Source organism: Olivibacter sp. 47, assembly GCF_030372825.1.
GTDB lineage: Bacteria > Bacteroidota > Bacteroidia > Sphingobacteriales > Sphingobacteriaceae > Olivibacter > Olivibacter oleidegradans.
Window position 1 is genome coordinate 469,243 of sequence record NZ_JAUCNR010000001.1, and the last position, 25,631, is coordinate 494,873.

The 25,631-nt window shown below is 43.7% G+C and carries 21 protein-coding genes; 20 read left to right on the forward strand and 1 reads right to left on the reverse strand.

The window, feature by feature from the left end; all coding sequences use genetic code 11:
* Positions 1-15 precede the first annotated feature (15 nt).
* From QT327_RS01975 to QT327_RS02005, 7 genes are all read left to right on the forward strand, one after another.
* Entirely contained in the window at positions 16-945 is a 930-nt protein-coding gene (locus QT327_RS01975) for a helix-turn-helix domain-containing protein (protein ID WP_289551836.1), read from the forward strand.
* 74 nt (positions 946-1,019) lie between these two features.
* Complete coding sequence (locus QT327_RS01980; protein ID WP_289551838.1) at positions 1,020-1,862, forward strand: SDR family NAD(P)-dependent oxidoreductase; 843 nt, start codon at positions 1,020-1,022, stop codon at positions 1,860-1,862.
* Positions 1,829-2,599, forward strand: coding sequence for an Atu4866 domain-containing protein (locus tag QT327_RS01985; protein WP_289551839.1), 771 nt, complete (start codon positions 1,829-1,831; stop codon positions 2,597-2,599). The genes QT327_RS01980 and QT327_RS01985 overlap by 34 nt, the downstream gene beginning before the upstream one ends.
* Before the next feature lie 224 nt (positions 2,600-2,823).
* Positions 2,824-3,198, forward strand: coding sequence for a DUF4267 domain-containing protein (locus tag QT327_RS01990; RefSeq protein WP_289551840.1), 375 nt, complete (start codon positions 2,824-2,826; stop codon positions 3,196-3,198).
* Positions 3,199-3,575: 377 nt separating this feature from the next.
* Positions 3,576-4,325: an SDR family NAD(P)-dependent oxidoreductase gene (locus QT327_RS01995; RefSeq protein WP_289551842.1), complete on the forward strand. Its 750-nt coding sequence runs from the start codon at positions 3,576-3,578 to the stop codon at positions 4,323-4,325.
* A gap of 267 nt (positions 4,326-4,592) precedes the next feature.
* The gene (locus QT327_RS02000) at positions 4,593-5,411 is read left to right on the forward strand and encodes a terpene synthase family protein (RefSeq protein ID WP_149105877.1); all 819 of its coding nucleotides are present in this window, start codon (positions 4,593-4,595) and stop codon (positions 5,409-5,411) included.
* A 140-nt stretch (positions 5,412-5,551) separates the two neighbouring features.
* On the forward strand, positions 5,552-6,736 hold the full coding sequence (locus QT327_RS02005; protein WP_289551843.1) for an ATP-binding protein: 1,185 nt from the start codon (positions 5,552-5,554) through the stop codon (positions 6,734-6,736).
* Between the two features lie 50 nt (positions 6,737-6,786).
* On the opposite strand, the gene QT327_RS02010 is transcribed toward QT327_RS02005, so the two are convergent.
* Positions 6,787-6,948 carry a hypothetical protein gene (locus QT327_RS02010; protein WP_289551844.1) on the reverse strand — a complete coding sequence of 54 codons (162 nt, stop codon included), beginning with the start codon at positions 6,946-6,948 and terminating at the stop codon, positions 6,787-6,789.
* Between the two features lie 138 nt (positions 6,949-7,086).
* On the opposite strand from QT327_RS02010, the gene QT327_RS02015 reads away from it, so the two are divergent.
* The 13 genes from QT327_RS02015 to QT327_RS02075 all read left to right on the forward strand — a co-directional run bounded on the left by QT327_RS02015 (position 7,087) and on the right by QT327_RS02075 (position 25,327).
* Entirely contained in the window at positions 7,087-7,593 is a 507-nt protein-coding gene (locus QT327_RS02015) for an RNA polymerase sigma-70 factor (RefSeq protein WP_149105880.1), read from the forward strand.
* A 107-nt stretch (positions 7,594-7,700) separates the two neighbouring features.
* On the forward strand, positions 7,701-8,663 hold the full coding sequence (locus tag QT327_RS02020; protein ID WP_289551845.1) for a FecR family protein: 963 nt from the start codon (positions 7,701-7,703) through the stop codon (positions 8,661-8,663).
* 134 nt (positions 8,664-8,797) lie between these two features.
* On the forward strand, positions 8,798-11,443 hold the full coding sequence (locus tag QT327_RS02025) for a TonB-dependent receptor (protein WP_289551847.1): 2,646 nt from the start codon (positions 8,798-8,800) through the stop codon (positions 11,441-11,443).
* 182 nt (positions 11,444-11,625) lie between these two features.
* Positions 11,626-12,606, forward strand: coding sequence for a helix-turn-helix domain-containing protein (locus QT327_RS02030; protein ID WP_289551848.1), 981 nt, complete (start codon positions 11,626-11,628; stop codon positions 12,604-12,606).
* Positions 12,603-13,040: a nuclear transport factor 2 family protein gene (locus QT327_RS02035; protein ID WP_289551849.1), complete on the forward strand. Its 438-nt coding sequence runs from the start codon at positions 12,603-12,605 to the stop codon at positions 13,038-13,040. Before QT327_RS02030 ends, QT327_RS02035 begins: the two co-directional genes overlap by 4 nt.
* Before the next feature lie 124 nt (positions 13,041-13,164).
* Positions 13,165-13,713, forward strand: coding sequence for a hypothetical protein (locus QT327_RS02040; protein ID WP_289551850.1), 549 nt, complete (start codon positions 13,165-13,167; stop codon positions 13,711-13,713).
* 435 nt (positions 13,714-14,148) lie between these two features.
* Positions 14,149-14,805 (forward strand): RNA polymerase sigma factor, encoded by a 657-nt coding sequence (locus QT327_RS02045; RefSeq protein WP_289551851.1) that lies wholly within the window; start codon positions 14,149-14,151, stop codon positions 14,803-14,805.
* Positions 14,806-14,859: 54 nt separating this feature from the next.
* A complete protein-coding gene (locus QT327_RS02050) occupies positions 14,860-15,996 on the forward strand; it encodes a FecR family protein (protein ID WP_289551852.1) in 1,137 nt (378 codons plus the stop codon).
* A gap of 111 nt (positions 15,997-16,107) precedes the next feature.
* The gene (locus QT327_RS02055) at positions 16,108-19,536 is read left to right on the forward strand and encodes a TonB-dependent receptor (RefSeq protein ID WP_289551853.1); all 3,429 of its coding nucleotides are present in this window, start codon (positions 16,108-16,110) and stop codon (positions 19,534-19,536) included.
* Positions 19,537-19,553: 17 nt separating this feature from the next.
* Positions 19,554-20,990 (forward strand): RagB/SusD family nutrient uptake outer membrane protein, encoded by a 1,437-nt coding sequence (locus tag QT327_RS02060; RefSeq protein ID WP_246860310.1) that lies wholly within the window; start codon positions 19,554-19,556, stop codon positions 20,988-20,990.
* Between the two features lie 48 nt (positions 20,991-21,038).
* A complete protein-coding gene (locus QT327_RS02065; RefSeq protein WP_289551855.1) occupies positions 21,039-22,508 on the forward strand; it encodes a BNR-4 repeat-containing protein in 1,470 nt (489 codons plus the stop codon).
* The gene (locus tag QT327_RS02070; protein WP_289551856.1) at positions 22,505-24,058 is read left to right on the forward strand and encodes an L-lactate permease; all 1,554 of its coding nucleotides are present in this window, start codon (positions 22,505-22,507) and stop codon (positions 24,056-24,058) included. The genes QT327_RS02065 and QT327_RS02070 overlap by 4 nt, the downstream gene beginning before the upstream one ends.
* Before the next feature lie 36 nt (positions 24,059-24,094).
* Complete coding sequence (locus tag QT327_RS02075) at positions 24,095-25,327, forward strand: glycoside hydrolase family 88 protein (RefSeq protein ID WP_149105889.1); 1,233 nt, start codon at positions 24,095-24,097, stop codon at positions 25,325-25,327.
* Positions 25,328-25,631: the final 304 nt, after the last annotated feature.

Consider the following 25,631-nt stretch of genomic DNA (forward strand, 5'->3'; position numbering starts at 1 on the left):
TCCGGCGAATTCTGTTTGATTTTCGTAACTTTGTCCTATGGAGAAAACGCAATCAATAGAAGAATTCTACAAAAGCAAACTCAACTGGGTACCGACAATATCCGTAGGGAGATTGGCCATTTTAACGTTTTCAAGTTGGATGATTTCGCAGGCACCCATCCCAAACCGGTTCCGTACAGCAGAAAAGACTATTACAAAATCAGCCTGATTATCGGCAGAAATAAAATCTATTATGCTGATAAAGAAATCGAAATAACCAAGCAGGCATTATTATTTGCCAACCCGCAGATACCCTATAACTGGGAATCGCTTGATGATGAACAATCCGGCTATTTCTGTGTGTTTACACCCGCTTTTTTTCACCATTTCGGAAACCTGAGTAAGTACGAAGTTTTCCAGCCCAACGGTACACCTATTTTTGAAATCAACGATGAGCAGGCTGAAAGCATCAAGCAGATTTACCTGCAGATGTTTGAAGAAATTAGCTCAGATTATGAACATAAATACGATGCATTAAGAAATCTGGTGTTTGCTATTTTACATCAAACCCATAAAATGAAACCCGCAAAGAAAATTGACAAACAGGAAATCAATGCATCTCATCGAATATCCATCCTATTTCTGGAATTACTGGAAAGGCAATTTCCCATTGAGGACGTCAGACAACGCGTACAGTTCCGTTCCGCATCCGATTTCGCCAATCAACTTTCAATACACGTCAACCATTTAAGCAGAGCGATCAGAGAAACCACAGAAAAAACCACTTCACAGATTATCGCTGAGCGCTTATTACAGGAAGCTAAAATCTTGCTCACACAAACCACCTGGAATATATCAGAAATTGCCTTTGCCTTGGGCTTTACCGAAGTGACCCATTTCAACAACTTTTTTAAGAAACATTTGAACATAAACCCTACCCAATTCCGCAATGTTAGAATTTCGTAAGTTATTGTTAGCATTTCGTTAATTGTTCCGCTACGGCCGCTTTAATTTTGTGTCATCATAAAAAATTAAAACATATGGACACAACAAAAAAAGTTTGGTTAGTTACCGGTGCTTCAAAAGGTTTAGGCCTATCACTGGTTAAAAAATTGTTAGCGCAGAACTATCGCGTAGTAGCCACTTCCCGCAACATCCAGTCATTAATCGCTGAAGTTAGTGAAGTCTCAGACGTATTCCTACCACTGGAAGTTCGTTTAACAGACAATGAACATGTAAAGGAAGGAATTGCCAAAAGCATCGCCCATTTCGGTCAGCTAGACGTTATCGTAAACAATGCCGGTTTCGGACAAATAGGCACATTGGAGGAACTGACAGACGAAGAAGCGCGAAACAGTTTTGATGTCAACGTTTTCGGCTCGCTGAATGTCATCAGAAATGCCATGCCTTACTTACGCAAAAATAGGTCGGGGCATATCTTCAACATCGCCTCTGTTGGCGGCTTTTCCGGTGCATTTCCGGGTTGGGGCATCTATTGCGCCACTAAATTTGCCGTTGTCGGTTTTACAGAGAGCTTGGCCGAAGAAGTCAAAGGATTGGGTGTACATGCTACTGTTGTTTATCCCGGTTATTTCCGTACCGATTTTCTCGCCAAAGGTTCGGTAAAAACACCTCAGCATACCATTGAGGAGTATGAAGCTGCCCGCCAATCCCAACAGGCACACCTTAGCGACATAAATGGCAATCAGCCCAATGATCCGGAAAAGGCAGCAGAAGTATTGATTGCGATAAGCAAAGAAGAAAAACCGCCGGTTCATTTGTTTTTGGGTAGTGATGCCTATGATATCGTGTATAAAAAAGTAGATTTTATAACCAGCGAAGTAGAGCAATGGAAAAGCTACACACTGTCTACGGCGCTCTAACGCTCGCACTCTTTCTTGGGCATGTTGTTTTTTCTGCAAATGCCCAAGAAAAGAAAGAGTCTGCTTTGCAAAAACAGTTAGACCTGGTTGCCCATCAGTTTAAGCAATGGGAAAATGGCACAGCGAGTTTCTTTGATCTGCTAGCGGATGACGTTAACTGGGAGGTTAGCGGACGGTCTCCCGTTTCCGGTGCTTATAAAGGCAAGCAAGCGTTTATGGAGCGTGCTGTAGCGCCCATTATTGAAAAATTGAAAGAGCCCTTAAAGCCAAAACTAATTAGCCTTACGGCAGACGACCGATTTATCTGGCTTCATTTCAAAGCACAGGCAAAAACCAAAACGAACACGATTTACGAAAACACCTACATCTGGAAACTGCAACTCAACGACGGGAAAATCATCCACGCGGTTGCTTTTTTAGACACGTATGAATTAGTTCAATTAATGCAAAACAATACAACAGTTATGAAAAAGACAATAGAAGAAACCAAAGGGTATATCGGCATGTGGGTAACGGCAGATGGACATATACGTCAGGAATTACTTCCCGGCAACCGTTATGACGAAGCTCGGGGAAGCCGTCTAAGTGCTTATCAGGGAGCCTATAAAGTAAGCGGAAATGAAATCTTTTATCGAGATGACACCGGCTTTACGGCAGACGGAACATTTGTTGACGAAAATACCCTTCACCATGGTGGTTATATCTTTTACAAAGAAGTAAAAGACGAAAAACAATAAATAAGGTCCGTGCAATAATGAGGGTTTCAGCGTTGAACGTATCATGACCCTACTAACTCCCCACCAATTTCGCCCGTTATCAGATCTTTATCAGGTATTACCAGATTCTCATCAGATAAACCTGATCAGAATCTGGTAAAAACTTGGTATGAAACTAATTAAATATCGAGAAACCTATGAAGTAAGTATGAAAAAGGTAGCTGACTCTTGATAAGGGGATCTACTTGAATTACTGGTGGTTACGCCTACTTTCAGGCATAGGTTTATTATTTATTGGTGCCCGATTCTTTTTCGATCCGGTAGGCGCAGAAATTGCTTTTGGCATCAATACACCTACCAACGGAGATTTTTCGTTTCACCACATCAAAGGTGTACGCGACTTCTTTTTCGGATTCATTATCTTGCTACTGCTGCTGAAAAAAGAGTTCCGGATATTGGGCTATATTCTATTAGGCGGAACCATCATTCCAGCTAGTGATTTCATCACCGTACTATCCTACCAAGGGCAAATAACCGGTTATCTTTATGCGCACCTTATAGCGGCAATAATATGCGCGGGCTGTGGACTATACTATAACCGATCAGCGGCACAGCATTAGCGACGATACATTTTTTCCATAGTTTCCCACTGGTACTGGATAACTTTATTCATATTTTGCATAAACTCGAAAGCAAATATCCATTGGAAGTAAGCAACTATTGCTTTGAAAGCAGGTTGGAAGCCAATGAGCTTTATTTTGATTATAAAATAAACAAAGGTATTGCGAAGAATAAAAATGCCACCCATTTAATGCAGAAAGCGGGTTTGATAAAGTAATCCAATTCTGTCAGGAAAATAACCACTTTCATTGTTTCCCCATTTTAACCGTTATAAATCCGGTACCTTTTGCTTACCATGAATAACTAAGTATCCTGACGGTGAACAATGTAAACAGTTGATTGTTATACCTATAGCAAAACAAAACTACAATCGATCATGGGTATTTTAAATGATAAAGTTGCCTACGTAACCGGAGCTGGTTCTGGTATTGGAAAAGCAATTGCCTTATTATATGCCAAAGAAGGTGCTAAGGTAGTGATCTCAGATATAAACGACGAGCATGGTGAAGCTGTGGCGGCGTCCATCAAAAACGATGGTGGAGATGCCATTTATGTAAATGCCAATACAGCCATACCGGAAGAGGTGGAAAATCTCGTTGAAAAAACAGTAGCGCAATATGGCAGCTTAGACATTGCCTGCAATAACGCCGGTATTGGCGGAGAGGCTAACCTCGGTGCAGACCTGAGTATTGAAGGTTGGAAAACCATCATCGACATCAATCTCAATGGCGTATTCTATGGCTGTAAATATGCAACTGCCCAGATGTTGAAAAACGGAGGCGGCGCTATTGTCAATGTAGGCTCCATCCACAGCATTACCGCCGTACCGCAGTCTGTCGGTTATGCTGCATCCAAACACGCGGTTTTGGGACTTACGCGCAATTTTGGTGTCGAATATGCTGCACAAAACATACGCGTCAATGCTGTAGGACCTGGTTATATTGATACACCGCTGCTAGATCAGCTTGATGAAGAAAAAAAGCAGGCATTAATCGGCAAACATCCCATTGGTCGTCTCGGAACAGCAGAAGAAGTTGCCAACCTCGTCCTGTTCTTAAGTGCAGAGACCTCTACTTTTATCAATGGCAGCTATTATGCAATTGATGGTGGGTATACCGCTATATAAAGAGCTGCCATGATAACGACAATGCTTTTTACCGATTAACTTTGCGCACACTTCGGCCATGAAGCAGACTTTTGCCGGGTGCGACCGGTTTTTACCCGTTATACCTGATAAGACACTGGTAGCTATCTGTAATAGCTATTGAACTGACATGAGTTATAGTTGGTTAGACCGAAACTTTCCGTGTAGTAGAATATAGGTTCTGTGTAAAAATAGCTGAAAGCAGGTACACGAATTTTATTTTAGAACGCACTTAAAATTTAGGACTCTATGATAGTAGAAGATGTGATCCATAAAACAGCAAACATAGCATTGAATATGGGAATCGACTGGCGTTACGACTTTAACACCATAAAAGAACAAATGCTCTGGGCTCCATACATACTCCCTAAAATATTAACCAGTGAAAAACATTTATACCTAGCCTGTTTTAGTGTCACTTATCTGTTCTACGTAGAAGATGCAAAGGTAAGGTACAAGGATTTTGTTCATCATGCGATGGATATTCATAGTAGCCGGGCCACGGCTCCAAAGGGCGAATATGACCGCAACAAGTATGACATCGTTTATTACTATGAAAATCTGTTACAGGAAACGCTGAGCCCCTTCAACTATGAACTTGTACATAAAGATTTGCTTGACTTTTTACCTACGGAATTTGACGGTAACCAGGAGAAGCATTTTAGCAGTATGGACGATTATTTAAATGAACGTCTTAAAAACATCGCTGTGCATATTTTCTTTATCATGCTGTACGATGCATTAAATTTGAATTTCCCTACCGAACACGATCATTATTTCAGAAAAGCCGTCTTTAACATTCTTATTTTTAATGACCTACACTCTTATATTAAAGAAAAAGCAGAGAACGAGCAATATAATGCCCTCGTTTTACTACAGAAGGAAAAAAACGATATTGAACATAACGTCCAAGAGTTATTGCAAATGGCCAATGACTATTTGCTAGCATCTTACGAGATAAAGGACGAATTAATGCGAGAGGTTCTTGTAGCTGCACAATTGGGCAATATAGCCTGGGGAAGTACCTGTAGAAGATATGGCGTGATGAAAAATCTTAAATGGCAATAAGATAACTGTTTCTTGATTTAGCATCCTTGGAAACCCGGCCGACAAAAAAGTTAGCTTTGGAGAAAGCTAAATAATGGATTATTTGTAATTACTCAATATATTGAGTAATTTTACTCAACGTATTGAGTAATTTTATAAATATGTTTGAAAGACCTTATTTACAGACACTTACAAACAGAATAAACGAAGAAAGAAAGTTCATTCAAGTTTTAATGGGACCTCGCCAAGTGGGCAAAACCACCTTGATAACCCAATTGACAAAAAAAATAAGCATTCCTTACTTATTTGTTTCGGCCGATGCTGTACCTGCTTCTGATGGTAGCTGGCTTTCAGCGCAATGGGATACTGCGCGTATACAAATGAAGCAAAAGGAGAGTAATGAATTTCTCTTGATCATCGATGAAATACAAAAAATAAATAATTGGAGTGAAACTGTAAAGCTCCTTTGGGATACAGACACCCGAACAGAAACCAACTTAAAAGTCATTTTACTTGGATCGTCCCGCTTACTCCTTCAACAGGGTTTAACCGAATCCTTGGCTGGGAGATTTGAAACCACTTATATGGGGCACTGGTCATTCTCCGAGATGCAACAGGCCTTTGACTGGACGGTGGATGATTATGTATGGTTTGGGGGATATCCAGGATCAGCAAGTCTAATTTCAGATGAAGAGAGGTGGAAACAGTACGTTGTTGGGTCCCTGATCGAAACCAGTATCTCTAAAGACATATTAATGCTTACTCGAGTAGACAAACCGGCACTCATGAAAAGACTTTTTGAGATCGGTTGCAATTATTCCGGACAAATACTATCCTACACGAAAATAATGGGACAACTGTTAGACGCTGGAAATACAACCACACTGGCTCATTATCTCGGCCTTCTAAATACAGCAGGTCTGCTAAATGGATTAGAGAAGTTTGACAATAAACTGATACGCAAGCGATCGTCCAGTCCAAAATTTCAGGTGCATAACACTGCGCTTATCAGTGCCCAAAGGGTGGAAACATTTCAAGAAGTACGATCGCAGCCCGATTCCTGGGGAAGAATGGTTGAATCTGCAATCGGTGCCTACCTAATCAACAGTTCATTTAGTACTGGTTTCCAATTATATTATTGGCGGGAGGGAAATTATGAAGTCGATTTTGTTTTGGAATACCGGGGTAAGGTAATCGGCATAGAGATAAAAAGCGGTCATGCACAAACTACATCCGGCATGCAAGTATTTCAAAAAACGCAAAAGCCTGACCAGGTTCTGTTAGTTGGTGACAGTAGTTTACCTTGGCAGGAATTTCTGCAGCTCAACATTAGCACATTGTTTTAATAAATAATCACCCAAATGGCTTAAGAAAGGATTTGGTGGACTCCCCGTTGTCACTCTTCTCGAAGGCTCTTTGTCGGATTCGTAAGAGCAGTCTTTATCGCCGGTGATCTCACGGTAATAAGTGCAAGTATCAAAGCCCCTAATCCTGCGGAAGCAAACACCCACCAGTGTAAATCAGTACGATACGCAAAGTTACCTAGCCAGTCGTTCATTACTCACCATGCTAATAGTTCTTTTCAGTTGCACTAGCTAGCACATTGATACAATTATTTTGATTAATTCTAAATAAAAGTATATTTGTATCGGATAACGCTTCATAGCGACTTTTGAACGCCACATCAACAGCCCGTATGCTACAAATTGACCATCACACTTTTAAAAAGCTATACCAACAGTACTGGAAAAGAGTGTTCGGCGTTTGTTACCATTACCTACAGGATACCGAACTGGCGAAAGAGCTCTCCCAAGATATCTTCGAATCTCTATGGAAAAGAAGGGACAGCCTTTTCATCAAGGAAAATGCAGAGGCTTATCTGCTCAAGGCGGCCAAATTGGAAGTTTTTCAATACATCCGTAAACAGCATATCAGGCAAAAACATTTGCACCAATATGCTGAAAACGTATCCGACACGGATAACTGCACACAAGAGAGCGTTCTTTACGGCGAGCTCTCCACCCGCGTCGAAGAACTATTAGAACAACTACCCATCAAGCGCCAGCAGATTTACCGCCTCAGTTTTCAGGGAGTTAGCCGTCAGGAAATCGCGTCCACTTTTCAGCTCAGCGAAAAAAGCGTCGAATATCATCTGTACAAGGCCAGGGCTTTCTTACGCCATCAACTCAAGGTCCACCAATAATACCCAACTGTAAATAAGCCACTTACATTTATATCAAAATAAATTTAGGAAAAAACAGCTGTTATGCAACTATATGGTTAGTATAGCGCATAGCTCATTTTAGTTGAATGAAAATCACCAAAGAAATAATAGAGCGGTATCATGAAGGCACTTGCACAGCGGCAGAAGAGAAAGCGGTAGAACGATGGCTTCAGGAAGCGAAGGCAGAACAATCTTACCCTCCTGCAGTGGATATGGATCGTATGCAGAAAGAAGCTTGGCAAGGCTTTGAAAAAAAGTATCGTCCATTACCTCCTCCCTTACACAGCCAAAAGGCATCCTCATCAGTATGGTTGCGGGGTGGTATCGCCGCCGGTATTTGCTTCTTGATAGCCATCGCCTATGGGTATTACAGCCATCAGGCCGGTATCATCGCCTTTCCGGGCAAAAAACAGGTTGATTTCATTGCTGTTTTTGCCCCTAAAGGAAAAAAGAAAACCCTCCTCCTTCCAGATGGGTCCAAGGTTTATTTAAATGCCGGCAGCACCCTGCGCTATGTGAAATCATTTAATCACAAACGCCTTCTTATATTGGAAGGTGAAGCATTTTTTGAGGTCGCCAAGCAACCTAACAAACCCTTTATCGTTCAAACCAAACATAGCCAAATCGATGTATTAGGTACTCGTTTCAATTTAAAAAGCTATCTGGAGGAAAATAAAACATATGTAACTGTAGAAGAGGGATGTGTCCGATTTAGTCCCGATAAACGCATTCAGCCAATTATTTTAACGGCCAACAAACAGGCAACCTATCAAGCTGACAATCAACATTTGGATACCCTAACCACTTTTAACCAAATCGGATGGAAAACCGGTTATCTGGTATTCGATGGCGATCCTTTGATCGAAATCGTACCCGTATTGGAGCGATGGTATAATATCCGAATTACCATCAGTGATCCTAAGCTATACAATTACCGCATCAGAGGGCGTTATCCATCTCCATCCTTGCAGAGTCTGCTGGAAGATCTTGCCTTTACCACGAATATTCATTTTCGCATCAACGGAAGTCAAATCACTCTTTATAAATAACAAAACAGGAACCATGCACCCTACATAAAATCCATAACCACATCACCTATCAAAAAATCCCGGGCCAGCGTCGGCAAAACAGAGACCCGGGCTTAGCAATAGATCCGTTTAATCCATTTACTTTAATCAAAAATATGTATTCTTTCGTTAGAACTACTACGTCTAATAAACATTTTCATCGTTTCTTATTGTTTGCGTTTGCATTCTTTTGTTTTTCCGCAACTTATGCTCAGCAAAATATCCTGGACAAACCCATCACCCTTCACCTCTATCAAACCAAACTATCTGACGCCATCCTGTCGATTGAAAAAGCGGCCGATTGCAGCATCTCCTATAGCGAAACTTTCCTGAACAATGAGCAACTTATTTCCTTGGATGCAAACGATATTCCTTTATCCAGCGTATTGCAACAGATGTTCGGAGATCTAGTCAAAGGAATACGCGTAAAAGGTAATCAAATTAGCATACAACCATCCAAAGGAAAAGGTACCATAACCGGTACCGTTAAAACCAGTGATGGGCAGGCTGCAGCATTTGTCAGCATCAGTATACAGGGTCAGCGAAGCACACAAACAGACGAAAATGGTCATTTTACCTTAACGTCTGTTGAGACGGGCCGTCATACCGTTCAAGCCAGTCACCTCGGACTGCGCACGCAAAACCAATCGGTGATAGTTTCTCCGGAAGAAACAACCGAAGTATTCTTTACTTTCATTGAGAATGCACAGCATTTAGACGAAGTGACTGTTACCGGACAAAAACGAAAAACAGCCTCGGTAACGCACTCGGACCTGCCTATTCAGGATATTCCGCTATCCATACAATTGATTGACCAAACACTCCTTCAACAGCAATTGACCATTGATGTGCGAGACGCGATCAAGAATGTCAGTGGAATCACCAACACGGGCACTTATGCAGGTGGGTACGCAGACTATACAGGAAGAGGTTTCGCTATGAATGGTACCAGCAACTTCAGACGCAATGGTATCTACCTTAACAACATGAGCCATTTATATAACGATAATATCGAACGGATCGAAATTTTGAAAGGCCCTGCTTCCGTCATGTATGGCGATATTGCTCCCGGCGCGGTCATGAATTTCGTTACCAAGAAGCCCCTCGACTATGACTATCGGAAGTTTGAAATGAAAATTGGCGAATATGGATTGTACCGCCCCAGTTTCGACCTGTCCGGCCCGCTAGATCAGCAACATAAGCTCTTATATCGCGTAAATGCCAGTTATGAGCGTTCTAACAGCTTTATTGATTATGTCAACAATCAAACCCTGCTATTTACACCGAGCATCACGTGGTTGATCACGCCAAAACTATCTTGGAATATAGAAGCAACCTTCAAAAATGACGAGCGTACCCACAATGCCGGTGTCGTATCACCCGATGGCACGACGGCCACATTAGATCAGTTACCTCTTAGCCGCTTTCTAGGTGAACCTAACAATCAGTTCAGATACCGGGAGACGAGCTTATATTCTGATCTCAATTACGAATTGAGTACACATTGGCGGATACGAAACAGTACTTTTTATTCTAATACACAAGATCGTGTCGAAGGAACTTATTATCCACTCCTTACGCCCGATGTAGAAGGCAATATCGTGCGCAGTACCTGGATGACCAATTTTTTCCCCACAAGCTGGGGAAATAACCTCGACGTAGTGGGCAATGTGCAAACCGGGGTATTCAAACACGCGCTTGCCTTTGGCATTGACTATTTACGCAACGAAAACGGCTATAACCAAGTGGAAAGCCAGCAAATGGAACCGATTAACATTTTCAACCCTGTATATGGTTTAACCAAGGTAATCAGAAGTAATTCATATCCCGGGATGGAAGGTCCAAAAGCATTTTTCTCCAGAACAGGAATTTACGCGCAAGAGCAACTTTCCACTTTACAGGATCGTTTGCATCTCTTTGTTGGCCTTCGCTATAACATCACGCGGCAGGGCACAGAATTTACAAATGCTTCACCCGCACCCGAATTGTATAAAGAAGATAAGAAAAACCTACTAAGCCCACGCATAGGTTTAGTTATTAAACCCAAAGATTGGTTATCGCTCTATGGTTCTTACGCCCAATCGTATGAACAAAACGGACAGGATATGTTAACCGGAAATATTATTCCGCAAACGGATGCTGATCAATGGGAAACCGGTATTAAAACCAGTCTGCTTAATGATCGCCTTGGTATTGGTTTGGCAGCATTTCGGATCAATAAAGAAAATGTTTTCGGTTACGTCTACAACTTGGCCGAAGAGCCCGACTTTCCTCATCTGTACTGGGATCCTGATACCAAGATAGCTTCTTATTTAGGTGGTCATCATCGCAGCAAAGGGATTGAACTAGATGTAAACGGTGTATTGGCAAAAGGTTTAAATGTGAATTTAGCAGCCTCCTATATCGATGCCTACGTAGTGCAGGATCCGGCATTCGCTACAGGAAATCAGCTACGTGGCAATGCAAAGAAGACCGCCAATTTCTGGGCACATTATCAATTTCAGCAAGGCGCTTTACAAGGCTTTTCGCTTGGATGGGGCATCTTTTATAAAGACGGCTTTTATACCAATAGTAATAATGACCCAACAAAATGGCTTGATTCGTTCTGGTCTATGGATGCCTCTGCCGGATACAACTATCGCAATGTATTTGCACGCCTTAATGTATCAAACTTAACCGACAATATCGGCTACCTGGGCACCGCTGGCTATACCCCACTATGGGTACGCCGGGCCGTGTTGAGCTTTGGCGTACAGTTCTGATTTTCGGCCAGTGGGGCAAAGCCCCATTGGCCACTTTTATTAAGAGATCGTCACGTAATTGGAACCATGCACCGCTGCTGTGCACCAGGGGAAGCGACACTTCAACCAGGTACTTTAACGAAGTACCATTTATAATCTATAATTTATTAATCTAAAATTTAGATATTTGGGTTGAAAAGCGTATGGCAAAATCAACGGAATCGTTAGCAGAATTTTACAGACACAAATTCAATGACCGTCCGGAACATCATGTACCGGAGATAGGGCCGTTCAATGTATTCCGCATTGAAGATTCCATCAAATCGGATCATGCGCCGGCACTTTATACCAGAAGGGATTTCTATAAGATTATGCTTTTACAGGGGCATAGTGTTTTTCACTATGGGGATAAAAGCATACCGGTAAATGGCAATACGTTACTGTTTTTCAACCCCCAACTGCCCTATACCTCTGAACCCTTTACTCCGGAAAACAAAGGATATTTCTGCGTATTTAAGGATGAGTTTTTCAAGACGAGCCTACGTATTAATTTGAACGATCTGCCTTTATTCAGTGCAAACACCCAACCTATATTTGCTTTAGATGAAATCCAGTTTCGGCAGATCAAGGCGATATTTGAAAAGATATGCAGTGAAATAGCGTCAAACTATGTTTTTCGTTATGAACTCATCAAAGGCTATGTAAATGAATTGATATACCTGGCCATAAAACTGCAGCCTACGCAGCAGCGCTTTAAACACCCGGATGCAAGTGCACGTACCACATCGGTATTTTTTGAATTGCTGGAGAGGCAATTCCCTATCACCTCGAGGTCCGAACGTTTTGAGTTTCGCGCACCGAAAGCCATTGCAGAAAAACTTGCTGTCCATGTAAATTACCTCAACCGGGCTATCAAAAAAGCCACCGGGCGCACCACTACCGATCACCTGGCGGAAAGGCTGATCGGTGAAGCAAAGGCCTTACTTAGGCATACCGATTGGAACATTTCGGAAATAAGCTACGCTCTGGGATTTGAAGACCAGGCGCAGTTCAACAACTTTTTAAAAACATACGCAGCAGAATCCCACCTCTTTTCGGCAGGTTTCAAATTCACAATAATCGGTTTGCGAATGACAAATCGTTTGGTATTCCCGTTCCTAATTTTGCATCAAATAAAAAAATGATGGAAAAGAACAGCACACAGGAACAATTGAACAGAGAGATTATTCAGAAAGCTTTAGCCAACTCGGCACATGACTTTACTTTGTTTTTTGAGCAAGCTTTTAGGCAAGATGTTGCATGGACAATTGCAGGGCACGGTCCGGTAGCGAGGACCTATCATGGTTTGAAAGATCTATTTGATAACGCCGAAGCCGAATTATTCAGACGTTTTGCCCAACCGCTTGCCGTAAAAACGTTGGGTGTGTGGGCAGATGGCAACGAGGTCTTTGCTCGTATACAAAGCTCCACCCTAGCTATCGACGACAAGCCCTACAGGAATGAATACATGTATATTATGACCATGCAAGACGGTAAAGTTATTTCCGGCATTGAATGGCTCAACCTGAATGCCTATTATGATATAATCAGTCGTATAAATTTACCTGAATTTAAGTAACACAAAAATATGAGGGTATGCAGCGCGAGCTCAGCAAAGTTAAGCGCTGCAGTTTCTACTTCGATGTTGTTCATTGGAGTAGACCATTTTTTCTTTAAATTCGGAATAATTTAATTTTTAGATCATGTCAGAATACTCTTCGCTTTATATCAACATCCAGATCAAAGAAGAAAAACTTCAATACTTTTTTCAACAGAAACCCATGCCGCAAAGCATCGATGAAAATTGGTCGAAATGGTGGGACAGCCGAAAAATGTATAGCAAACAACCTTTATCGAACCTCCCCTATTATCGCGTTCAGAACAACCGTGCCGTCTTCGACCAATTGCTTGATGGAAGAGATTTCGGGGGTGTTGAGCATTACGACAAAAATACGGAGAGATGGACATTCATCGTTGTTTTTTTTAGTGAGAATTATACAGAGATATCACCGATGCTCTCTCTGCTGAAACAATTGGCAACCTATCAAGATGCAGCAGATACCGGTGTCGCTTTTATCTATGATTTTTTCTGGGATTGCGAAGAAGTAATGGCCTATCTGGAGTTCGCTTCACAGCAGGCCTTGTTCAAAGATTATAGTACCACTAAAGAAATAGAGCCTGCCATTTTGATAGAAGCCAATCGTGCACTTGAAGCAGCCGTCGAAAAATTCAGTCAACAGTTCAAAGAATAATGGATATATGAAAACCAATGCCAAATGAATTGACAGCGATCTTAACTTCCATCCTCCTTCTCAATTTTCCCTATTGCTTCCAAAATCCAACTGCGTAAGCGTGGAGCTAATTCCTTTGAAATTTCAACCTTACATAGGAAATAGAATTTTCCGTGCAATAGAATATAGGTTCTATATAAAAATAGCTGAAAGCAGGAAGACGAATTTTATTTTAGAGCATACTTAAATTGAATTTAACGTCCAGCGGTTACTGCAAATGGCCAATCAATGCCCATATGGTTATTTTATTGACAGGCTGTGCAAAGGATTGCAAATACCAATTAAATTCTATACGTTTGTACGGTAGACCTAGCACTCATAACCAATATGAACCCGGCATGATTAAAGCAATCATCAAAGGCTCCATCTGACAAATGAAAAGCTAAAAATAAATAGATGAAACCAGTATCAGTCGTAGAAAAGGATGAATCTCTTTTGATTACTGCGCTCCAATCGGGAGATAAACGCGCGTTTAGGGTACTGTACGAGCAACTACATCCTGCTGTTTATCGTTTCATCTATGCCTTGTTAAAAGACCAAAGCCATAGCGAGGAAATCCTGCAGGAAACCTTTATCAAGCTATGGGCGAACCGGCATAAATTAGACAGCCAGCAGCCACTATATCCCTACTTATACCTTATCGCCCGACGTTTATCGATCGATGCTTTTCGCAAAGTAATTGCAGAAAACAAATTGAAAGAGCATTTGCAATACGTGGTGGACGATGTAAGCAACCACACCGAAGAGCAACTATTGCTACACGATTTGCGGCAATGTATTGATGATGGAATGAAACATTTACCCCATCAGCAACGGCTTGTTTTTCAGCTTAATCGCTTAGAGGGTTTGTCGTATGACGAAATCGCCAAAAATCTCAAAATATCCCGCAATACCGTACGCAATCACCTCGTAAGTGCTTTAAAAACCATGAAGATATTTATTTCAAAAAATGATATCACTATCTTTTTTTTATTTTTTTTTCCTTTTACACTAGTTCGATCCCCTTCCTTATCCGTATCTATATATAAAAGGGATAAAACTGTCCCCTGCTAACCAATAACGATGCGCTTCAAAGAGGAAAGATTTATTACGCTTTTAAAGGCTTATATGAATGAGCAAATCAGCGAATCCGAATTCGAGGAGCTCGTAAACTATATACAACAAGCAGATACAGCGCAATTAAACGAGCAACTGTTGGACTTATTTGACAAAGCTTGGCAGCAAGCAAATCAGCAGCTCCCGATCAAATTGGACGCAGAGCGTGTCTTACACGGGATAATGACTTCGCCACAGCTTAACACACAAGCCCGGAGGAAAAAACCAAAGGTCTGGTTGATTGCCGCGAGCATAGCAGCGCTGGTATGTCTCGCCACTTTATTAGTTAGGCAATATACCCCCCTTCCACTTCAAGCGGCCAAAGAAAAGTTGCTAACTCAAGAAGAAGATACACTTACATCGGATAGAAGAGAAGTTATGCTTACCCTATCAGACGGACATCAAATCCCTGTTAATGCACTCAGCGAAGGCGTTCAGACCTTTCAATCCGGCACACATGTAAAAAGAGATCAAAACCAGCTGATTTATACCGAAGACCAAGACACAAAGGCTCATCCATCGCCCGCTTTACATACCATCACCACCCCTATCGGAATGGATTATAAGCTGACCTTACCGGATGGTACCCGCGTACAGCTCAATGCCGGTTCTTCCCTTACGTTTCCCGTCGCCTTCGGTCGGCAGGAACGTAAAGTGGAACTCCAAGGTGAAGCTTATTTTGATGTCGCCAAACATCCTAACCAAGCTTTCCTTGTGCAAGCAAAAGGCACCGATATTCACGTCTTAGGAACGGCATTCAACGTTAGCGCATATCAGGAAGATCCTTATGTTGTCACTACTTTACTTACGGGGAGTCTGAAAGTACAGTCCAAAATACTGCGCCCCGGACAACAGGCACTTAGTAACGAAACTGGGCACCCCATCGTTATTCGGGAGGTAGATCCAGACGAAATCATGGCTTGGGCCAGGGGTTATTTTGTTTTTGACCAAGATGACATTAAACAGGTTATGAATACCTTGGCCCGGTGGTACGATATAGAAGTCGTATATGAAGGAAATCTAAAAGGTAAAACCTTTGGCGGAACATTATCCAGGTATACTGATTTCCGACAGCTATTGCATGCGATAGAACAAACAGGATCCGTTAAATTTACCATAACAGGAAGGAGGGTTACCGTGTCTCCCTAACTAGAAGCGGCATTGACACATAAAGTCAGGAACGCTTGGAACCGCTCCTGACCGATAGCATCAAATGCCTGGATTTAAAAAACGTAGGATCATTCATTAAATCACCATCAAATGTATAAAAAAAATACTGCTTTTTCCCGCAGATGGGAAAGAAACGCCTTATTCAAACCCATACTTGTCATGAAGCTCGCATTCATCCTCGTGTGTATCAGCTTATGGAAAGTCAACGCCGCGAGCTATGCCCAACAGATCAGTATTCATAAGCAGCACGCCAGCATCACCGCTATATTTAAAGAAATTCAAAAGCAGAGTGATTATCATATCTTTTATGATGCCGAAATGCTCCGTAACACGAAGCCCGTTAGCCTACAACTGCTACGTGTATCCATCAAGGAAGCGATGGAGCAAACCCTAGTCAACCAAGGCTTGAGCTATGAGATTTTGGATAAGAATATTATTATAAAAAAAGCGGCTTCGGCAGTACAAGATCGAATCATCAGCGGCACTGTGGTAAATACCGAAGGAGACCCCTTGCCCGGTGTTACGGTGCGCATCAAGAATGAGCGTTTGCAAAGCAGCACGGACGCATCCGGTCGGTTTAGTATAAAAGTGCCCTCGGCAGAAAGCGTGCTTGTTTTCAGCTTAATGGGTTATGGCACCGAAGAGCGCGTAGCAAACGCCGAGCGGGAAATCAGAATCCAACTCCGGGAACAGGTGGCCGACTTAAATGAAGTGGTGGTGGTAGGTTACGGTACCCAAAAGCGCACCAACATCACCGGCTCCGTGGTTTCGGTTAGTGCTCAAGATATTCAGGATGTACCCGCTCCCAGTTTGGATGCCGCCATCACCGGCAAAATGGCGGGGGTACAAGTATCGCAAACAACCGGTGCGCCAGGCGGCGGCCTGTCGGTAAAGGTGCGCGGTACCGGATCTATCGGAGCTGGCAATGAGCCATTATATGTGATTGACGGTTTCCCCATCACCGCAAATTATAACCAGAGCAACAACCCCTTAAACTCCATCAACCCGAGCGATATACAATCGATAGAAGTGTTAAAAGATGCCTCGGCAACTGCTATCTATGGCTCCAGGGGCAGCAATGGGGTCATTATCGTTACTACCAAAAGCGGCAAGTCGGGAAAAATGAAAATCGACTTAGACACCTATACCGGTTTGCAAAAGGTAAGCAAATATATGGATCTGATGAATGCGCAGGAATTTGCTTCCTATATCGTCGATTCGCGCAACAACGCTTGGGTAGATATGGGCGGCGACATCAATGCACCCAATGAGGAGCGCAGCGCCATCTATCAAATTTTACCTGAGCTTCAGCATCCTGAAACACTCGGAGAAGGCACTAACTGGCAGAAAGAAATATTCCGTACGGCACCCATGCATAATATTCAGCTCACTTTCTCCGGGGGTAACGAACAGGTCAATTACCTGACCAGTGCGGGCTATTTTAAACAAGAAGGCATCATCCTAAACTCCGATTTTGAGCGCTATTCTTTTCGCGTAAACCTCGATGCCAATACCTCAAAAAAATTCCGGATAGGTTTAAACCTGAGCCCCACTTACACGGTAAGCAACCCTGTTAGGGCAGAAGGCCATTTTGCAGATGGCGCCGTTGTGTTGAGCGCATTGATGATGCCACCAAATTTACCGGTTTATAATCCGGATGGAAGCTATAGCTCCGGCATCTCCCTCGGAAATGGATTCAGCAGTCTGGAAAACCCCGTAAAAGTTGCCCGCGAGCTGGTGAACCACCGCACTAATTTCAGACTATTGGGTACAACTTTTGCGGAATACGCGTTTACGGACGAGTTGAAATACAAATTGCTAATTGGCACCGATTTGCAACACATGAAGTCTAACACCTTCAACCCATCCACTGTTGGACGCGACGGTAATCCGGCACCGGTTATTCCGAGTGCCTCTTACAGTTCACAGGAATCTTATAATTGGTTAATTGAACATACCCTCAGCTATAACAAATTCTTCGGAGATCACCATGTTGATGCTTTAGCGGGCTTTACTGCACAAAAAGTGCGGTCTGATATGGCTAGTATCAACGCCACGAATTTCCCGAACGACTTGGTACAGACGATCAACGCAGGAGTGGTTTCGGGCGCTAGCACTACTGCGCTGGAGTGGTCTTTACTCTCCTATCTGGGCAGACTCAATTACGATTACGCTGGCAAATACCTCTTTACAGCCACCCTTCGAACAGACGGATCTTCGCGTTTTGGTGCCAACAACCGTTGGGGTGTTTTCCCTTCGTTCTCAGGCGGATGGCGTCTTTCTCAAGAGGATTTTATGGCCAACCTTACTGCCATCAATGAGCTGAAACTACGGGCCAGTTATGGTTTTACGGGCAACAACTTTATTGGCAATTATGACCATATTGGCCTACTCAGCAATAGCAATTACGTATTCGGCAGCAGTGGCGGCGCCATCGCCCATGGCCTAGGGCCCAATACCGTAAGCAACGCCAACCTGAGTTGGGAAAAGAACAAGCAACTGGATCTAGCCCTGGAGCTGGGATTATTTAGCGGGCGCTTATTCTTCGTTGCTGATTATTACCGCAAGATAACCTCCGATCTGTTATTGAATGTACCCGTGCCATCACTCACCGGTTACACCATAGCTACCCAAAATATCGGTCGTGTAGAGAATCAAGGGTGGGAATTTGATCTGCGCAGCCAAAATCTAACAAAAGCCCTTAAATGGACAACCGATATCAACCTGTCCTTTAACCGGAACAAAGTACTGGCCCTCGGCCCCAGTGGCGAGCCCCTATTCAGCAATTATCAGCTTACCAATAGTCATATTACCGAAATCGGAAAGCCCATGGGAAATTTCTATGGCTACGAGGTAATTGGCATCTTCCAAAATCAGCAGGAAATTGATCAGAATGCCTCTTTTGCCGATTCAAAGCCGGGGCAATTCCGTTTTGCAGATGTTAATGGCGACGGAATACTAAGTGTAGACGACCGCACCATTCTGGGCAATCCCCAACCCGACTATGTCTTCGGCATCACCAATGCCTTTCGCTACAAAAATCTCGAATTGAGCTTTTTGATACAAGGTGTTCAAGGTAACGAAATTATGCATTTAGGCCGCCGTTTTTATGCCAACTTCGCCGGAACTGCTAACGGATTAAAGGAGTTGAATAACCGCTGGCGTTCAGAGGAAAATCCGGGTAATGGATTTACCCCTAGAGCCAACCGCGACTTGTCCCGCTATAGCAGCAGCAATGCCAGTGCCAACATATCATCCACGCACATCGAAGATGGCTCCTTCATCCGTTTACGCAATATATCGCTGGCTTATAACGTACCCGGCCAGATCCTGCAAAAATGGAAATTGCGGAACGTCCGGATCTACGCCCAGGCACAAAACCTGTTTACGATTACCAACTATACCGGTTATAATCCGGAAGTAAGTGTAAATGGCATCAGCTCCTTAACTCCGGGAGTAGACTATGGCGGTTATCCCATTGCCAAAACATTCACACTGGGTTTAAACCTGGGATTTTAACCAAACAGCTTATGTCAATGAAAAAGATTATTATATACAGCACCTGCCTCCTCTTGCTGATCACTTCTTGCAAGAAGGGCTTTCTAGATTTGGCGCCCATATCGGACACCAATACCGTCAATTTCTATCGTACCGCCGGGGACATGCTCAATGCCGTAAATGCAGCTTATGCCTCCTTACAAAACAGCGGACAATACAATGCTGCCCTATACGCCATCGGTGAAGTAGCATCCGATAATACAGAAATCTTAGATGCCCAATCAGGTATCGATATTAGCCAGATAGACGCCTTTACCACCATCACCAACAATGGCATCCTCAGGACCATGTGGAATGCGCACTACAAGGGCATACTCGCCTGTAATGCCGTTATTGATCGTATTCCTGCCGTGGATATGGACGAAACGCTAAAAGCACGCTATGTAAGTGAATGTTTATTTCTCCGATCACTCATGTACTTTAATATGGTTAGAACCTTTGGAGACATCCCTTTGATAACTAAAGAAATTGTGGATGTGCAAGAAGGTTATGCCTTCCCACGCAGCCCAAAGGAAACCGTGTATGAGCAGATCATTGCCGATTTGGAACAATCCGCTGCTACGCTTCCCAACAGCTATGGTTCTGCAGATGTCGGTCGTGCTACCGCAGGAGCTGCCCGAGGCTTACTCGCCAAAGTCTATTTAACCCTGCAAAGATGGCAAGAAGCCGCCGAGCAAACAAAAGCTGTGATGAACCTAGGTATTTATCAGCTCATGCCTACCTACGAGGGCGTATTTGCGATAGCCAATAAAAACAACGCAGAATCCCTTTTTGAAGTCCAATATAAAAAAGGAGGATTCGGACTTGGCAGTCCATTCAACAATGCATTTGCACCCCGCTTATCCGGACAGATTGTAACCACTATTGGCGCCGGAGGTGGACAGAACCAACCTACTGCCGACATGGCCAATAGCTATGAAGAAGGTGATCAGAGGCGCGCCGTCTCCATGGCAGATGGTTATCAGCAGGGCAACCAATTTATTGCGGTACGCTATATCAAGAAATACCTGGATCCTGCCCCTTTTAGTGCCGGTGATGCCGACAATAACTGGCCGGTATTACGCTATGCCGATATTTTACTCATGCGCGCAGAGGCACTCAATGAGCTTGGATACACCCCGGACGGGGAAGCTTTCGAACTGCTTAACAGCATCCGCAAACGTGCTGGTTTAGCCTCCCTTAGCAGTGCTGCGCTTGGTAATCAAGAAAGCTTCCGAGCAGCCCTCGAACACGAAAGGCGGGTAGAACTTGCGTTTGAAAACCATCGTTGGTTCGACTTAGTGCGCACGGGCCGCGCAGTGGAGGTGCTGCGTGCTAAGGGGATAGCCATAAAAGACCATCAGCTGCTATTTCCGATACCACAAGAACAGATCGATATCAATCCAGACGTCCTCAAGCAAAATCCGGGCTATTAACAACATTCGCTATCCTTTAATAGCATGTATTTACCAAAAACGAATAAAATGAAAAGATATAACATTGTGCTGATCACCATACTGATAAGTACGCTCCTCTCCTTTCCGGGCGAAATATGGGCGCAACAGCGCATACATCCCGATGCCCAATTTGCCGAAGCGAATATCATCGGACAAAAAGCAAATGGCTTTAAAGGCATTTGGTACATGAATCAGCCTTCCGATGACGAATATGCATATAAATACAGTGGCGGTATGGCCACCTACCCCGCTAACCATCGGCCTTTTGCTATCTACGCCCCAAAGGTGCGGAAAACTTTTTTTTGTTTTGGTGGAAGCGATGACGAAAACAGCACCTTATACCACAATGTTTCCTATTATGATCATCAACGGAAAAGACTCGCCAATCCCACCATCATTTTAGATAAAAAGACAACCGATGCCCATGACAATCCGGTTATTTCAATGGATGACGACGGCTATATTTGGGTTTTTTCCACCTCTCATGGCACGTCCCGTCCGTCCTATATCTCTAAATCCAAAACACCTTATCAAATTGATCAATTTGAATCCATCCAGGCAACAGAAATAGTTGATGGCGAAACAAAACCCTTCCATAACTTTTCTTATTTCCAAGTTTATCATCTTACAGGTAAGGGCTTTATTGCTTTATTTACCAAGTACAATAAGCAAGGGCACCGGGTTATTGGTTTTAACACCAGCGCAGATGGGCGCAGCTGGAGCCAATGGCAGGTCTTGGCACATATAGAAGACGGGCATTACCAAGTAAGTGCCGAGCGAAACGGGAAGATTGGCGTTGCCTTTGACTACCATCCTAAAGGTAAAGGATTGAATTACCGTACCAATTTATATTACCTGGAGACTGCTGATTTCGGAAAAACGTGGACGACCGCCGCAGGAAAGCCCGTTAGCCTTCCCCTTCAGGAAATACAAAATGCAGCTTTGGTACATGATTACAGCAACCCGCAACGCAACAGCTATCTTTTAGACATTGATTTAGACGAGGCGGGAAAACCCTTTATCCTGACGATTACCAGTAAAGGCTATGAAGCCGGCCCTAAAAACGCACCGAGGAATTGGACACTCTCTACATTTGATGGGCAGTGGATTGCCGACACCATCACACAGTCTGACAGTAATTACGATATGGGCTCTATCTACCTGAATAAGGATGACATCTATATCATCGGGCCCACTGCAGACGGCCCGCAAACCTATAATCCAGGCGGGGAAATCGCCATTTGGCGGAGCACCCATACCGGTAAAAACTGGGCTCAGGTTAAACAACTAACGGCCCATAGCGAGATGAATCACAGTTACGTGCGGAAACCGCGTAATGCGCAACCCGACTTTTATGCCATTTGGGCCGATGGCAATGCACGGAAGCCCTCTATTTCGCATTTATATTACCTAGGCAAAAATGGCACCGTTTACCAGATGCCACGCGCATTCAACAAAAAGTTCATAAAGGCAAAGCCGATAAATAAAACGCCATGATCTGTAGTCTTTTTACAAACAGTAATGTCTGGAAGCTGGTACAGGTAGGAGCTGCGGCCCTGCCCATACTCGCGATATTCTGGGCACTGGTATTTGCTAAATGGAAAGGACATTGGGCAAGCCTATTCGCTCTTGCATTTGCCTGTTTAATAGCTTATAGCGTCTTTCATGTACCGATGCAAACGATTGCTTTTTCCAGTGTCCGCGGTATGCTCTATGGTTTATTTCCTATATCTTGGATAGTAATCAACACGCTATTTCTTTTTAATCTGAGCGTAGAAAGTGGTCAATTCAAGACAATCAAACAGTACATTGCCGCTATCACGCCCGATCCGCGTTTACAGGTACTACTGGTAGCCTTTTCTTTCGGCGCGTTCCTAGAAGGCACTGCCGGCTATGGTGCACCCGTAGCCATTACGGCAGCCATGTTAGTAGGTCTGGGCTTCCAACCCTTACAAGCTGCCGGCATTTGCCTGATTGCCAATACGGCGCCGGTAGCCTTTGGCGCCGTAGGTATCCCCATTACCGTTTTGGCCGATATCTCCGGTTTACCGGAGATGGCCATATCACAGACTGTCGGGCGCACTTTACCCTTTCTATCTTTGATGATGCCCATGTATCTCATCATCACCTTGGCCGGTTGGAAGCAGATGGTAGCCATACTTCCCGCACTGCTCGTTTCGGGTGGCTCTTTTGCTTTGTTGCAATGGTTCTCCGCCAGTTTCATTGGCCCCACGCTGCCCGATATCATCGCAGGGCTCGGATCCTTGCTTGCCCTATGGGGCTACTTGCGCTTCCGCAAGATATCAACAGAAAAAGAGCAAGCAGAAGGCGGCATACTCCGCGCTTTCAGTCCGTTTTTACTACTTACGCTATTCATTATACTCTGGGGCATACCCACATTAAAACGAGCGTTCGATGAGTGGGCGCAAGCCAAAATCAACATCGGTTTAACAGAGGTGCCTATTCCCTACCTTTCCACTCCAGGTACAGCTATTCTGTTAGCCGCTCTATGTTCGATACCACTTACCGGACTCTCCTTCCTAAAAGCAGCCGGCATTTACGGCAAGACCCTTAAACAGCTCCGCTATGCCATACTCACCATTGCTACAATCATGGGCTTTGCCTACCTGCTGAATGATGCAGGTATTACCCTAACCTTAGCAGCTGCCATGGCTAATACCGGTGCGCTTTATCCACTTTTCGCACCAATACTCGGTTGGCTCGGGGTCTTTATAACCGGTTCCGACACTTCCTCCAATGCACTGTTCGGCAAATTACAGTTTGAAACAGCCCAGCGTATCGGGCTTAATCCACTCACCATGGTAGCCGCCAATGCTTCCGGAGGTGTCTTAGGTAAAATGATTTCCCCACAATCTATCGCCGTAGCAGCGGCAGGCAGTGGTTTAACCGGTAGCGAATCACATTTATTGCGCTATACACTCAAACACAGTTTTATACTATTAGGGATTATCTGCCTTATCGTGTTGTTACAGGCATACGTTTTTAAAAATATGATCCCCGTATTAGACAGTTATGCAACACCTTAAAATTCATCATGAATCCCTTTAACAAAAATCAAGCATATGTTAACATCAAAAAACACGCTCCAGAGCAGCATTTATTTGCTCTTTATTCTGTTGGCAGGATTTGCACCCCTTAATGGACAAACAAACAAGTCGTACGGATACAAGCTCAATCAGGCATTCATTAACGAGCAACTAAGCCAAGCCGTAACGCAGTACAAAACGCTTCGGCAGCACCTACCAAAAGGCGTATTTCCACGCACTTACGAACACGATAGTCTGTTGGTTAGTAAAAGTAACTCCTGGATATCCGGATTCTATCCCGGCACATTGTGGTATTTGTACGAATTCAGCGGAGATGAAAGCTTAAGGAAAGAAGCCGAGAGCCGGATGAAAGACCTGGAAAAAGAGCAATATAACAAGGGCACCCATGATTTGGGCTTTATGCTTTATTGTAGTTTTGGAAATGGTTTGCGGCTCACCGGAAATTCACATTATCAAGAAGTATTGCTCCAAGGAGCTACTTCGTTGATCAGCCGATTCAACCCGCAGGTAGGCTGCATCCGATCTTGGGATCATCATCAAGATAAATGGGAATTTCCTGTCATCATCGATAATATGATGAACCTGGAACTATTGAACTGGGCAAATAGGGTATCAAATAATGAACGCTATGCTGAGATTGCCCAAACACACGCAAACACCACATTGAAAAACCATTTCCGTCAAGATAACAGTTCGTATCACGTGGTCGATTACGCTCCCGCTACGGGCGCAATACGGCACAAACAAACCGCACAGGGCGCTTTCGATGAATCTGCATGGGCCCGTGGACAAGCATGGGGTTTATATGGTTATACCATGATGTACCGAGATACCCGCCACGAAGCTTACCTACAGCAAGCCATGCATATCGCTTCCTATTTAATGAACCACCCAAACTTGCCATCGGATAAGATTCCGTACTGGGACTATAATGCAAAAGATATTCCCAACAGCCCTCGGGATGCATCTGCGGCTGCAATTAGCGCTTCGGCTTTACTGGAATTAAGCACTTACGCTCCGAAGGATACGGCCGCCAAATATGTCAACTTTGCGGAGCAAATCATCCAACAGCTTGCTTCACCCACATACCGCGCAGCCATTGGTACTAATGGAGGTTTTCTTTTGAAGCATTCCGTGGGCAATTTACCTGGCAATAGCGAAGTGGATGTGCCTTTATCATATGCTGACTATTATTATGTAGAAGCCCTTATGCGCTACAGGAATTTATCGAAAAAAAACGGCAAATAAGTCAAACGACCTTCCCAAAAAGCTAGCCGTACAGGTCACGGCTAGCTATCACCAATTACCAGCTCGTCTATAACCCGCACTTCTGTAGTACTTAACCAGTACTAAGGTATAACCAAGATAGTACGAAACTAGTGCGAAAATAGTGCTAAACCAGTGTCACGGCAGTACCAAATGAGTGTCAAACCAGTGTGAAGCCAGTAGGTTTCAGTGTGGTTTTAGTAGGTTTGTAGTAGCTTTTAGTGTCAAAAAAGGGGATTACAACAACCTTCATTGGCAATAAAACTTCCCGGTAGAGAGTCTGGTA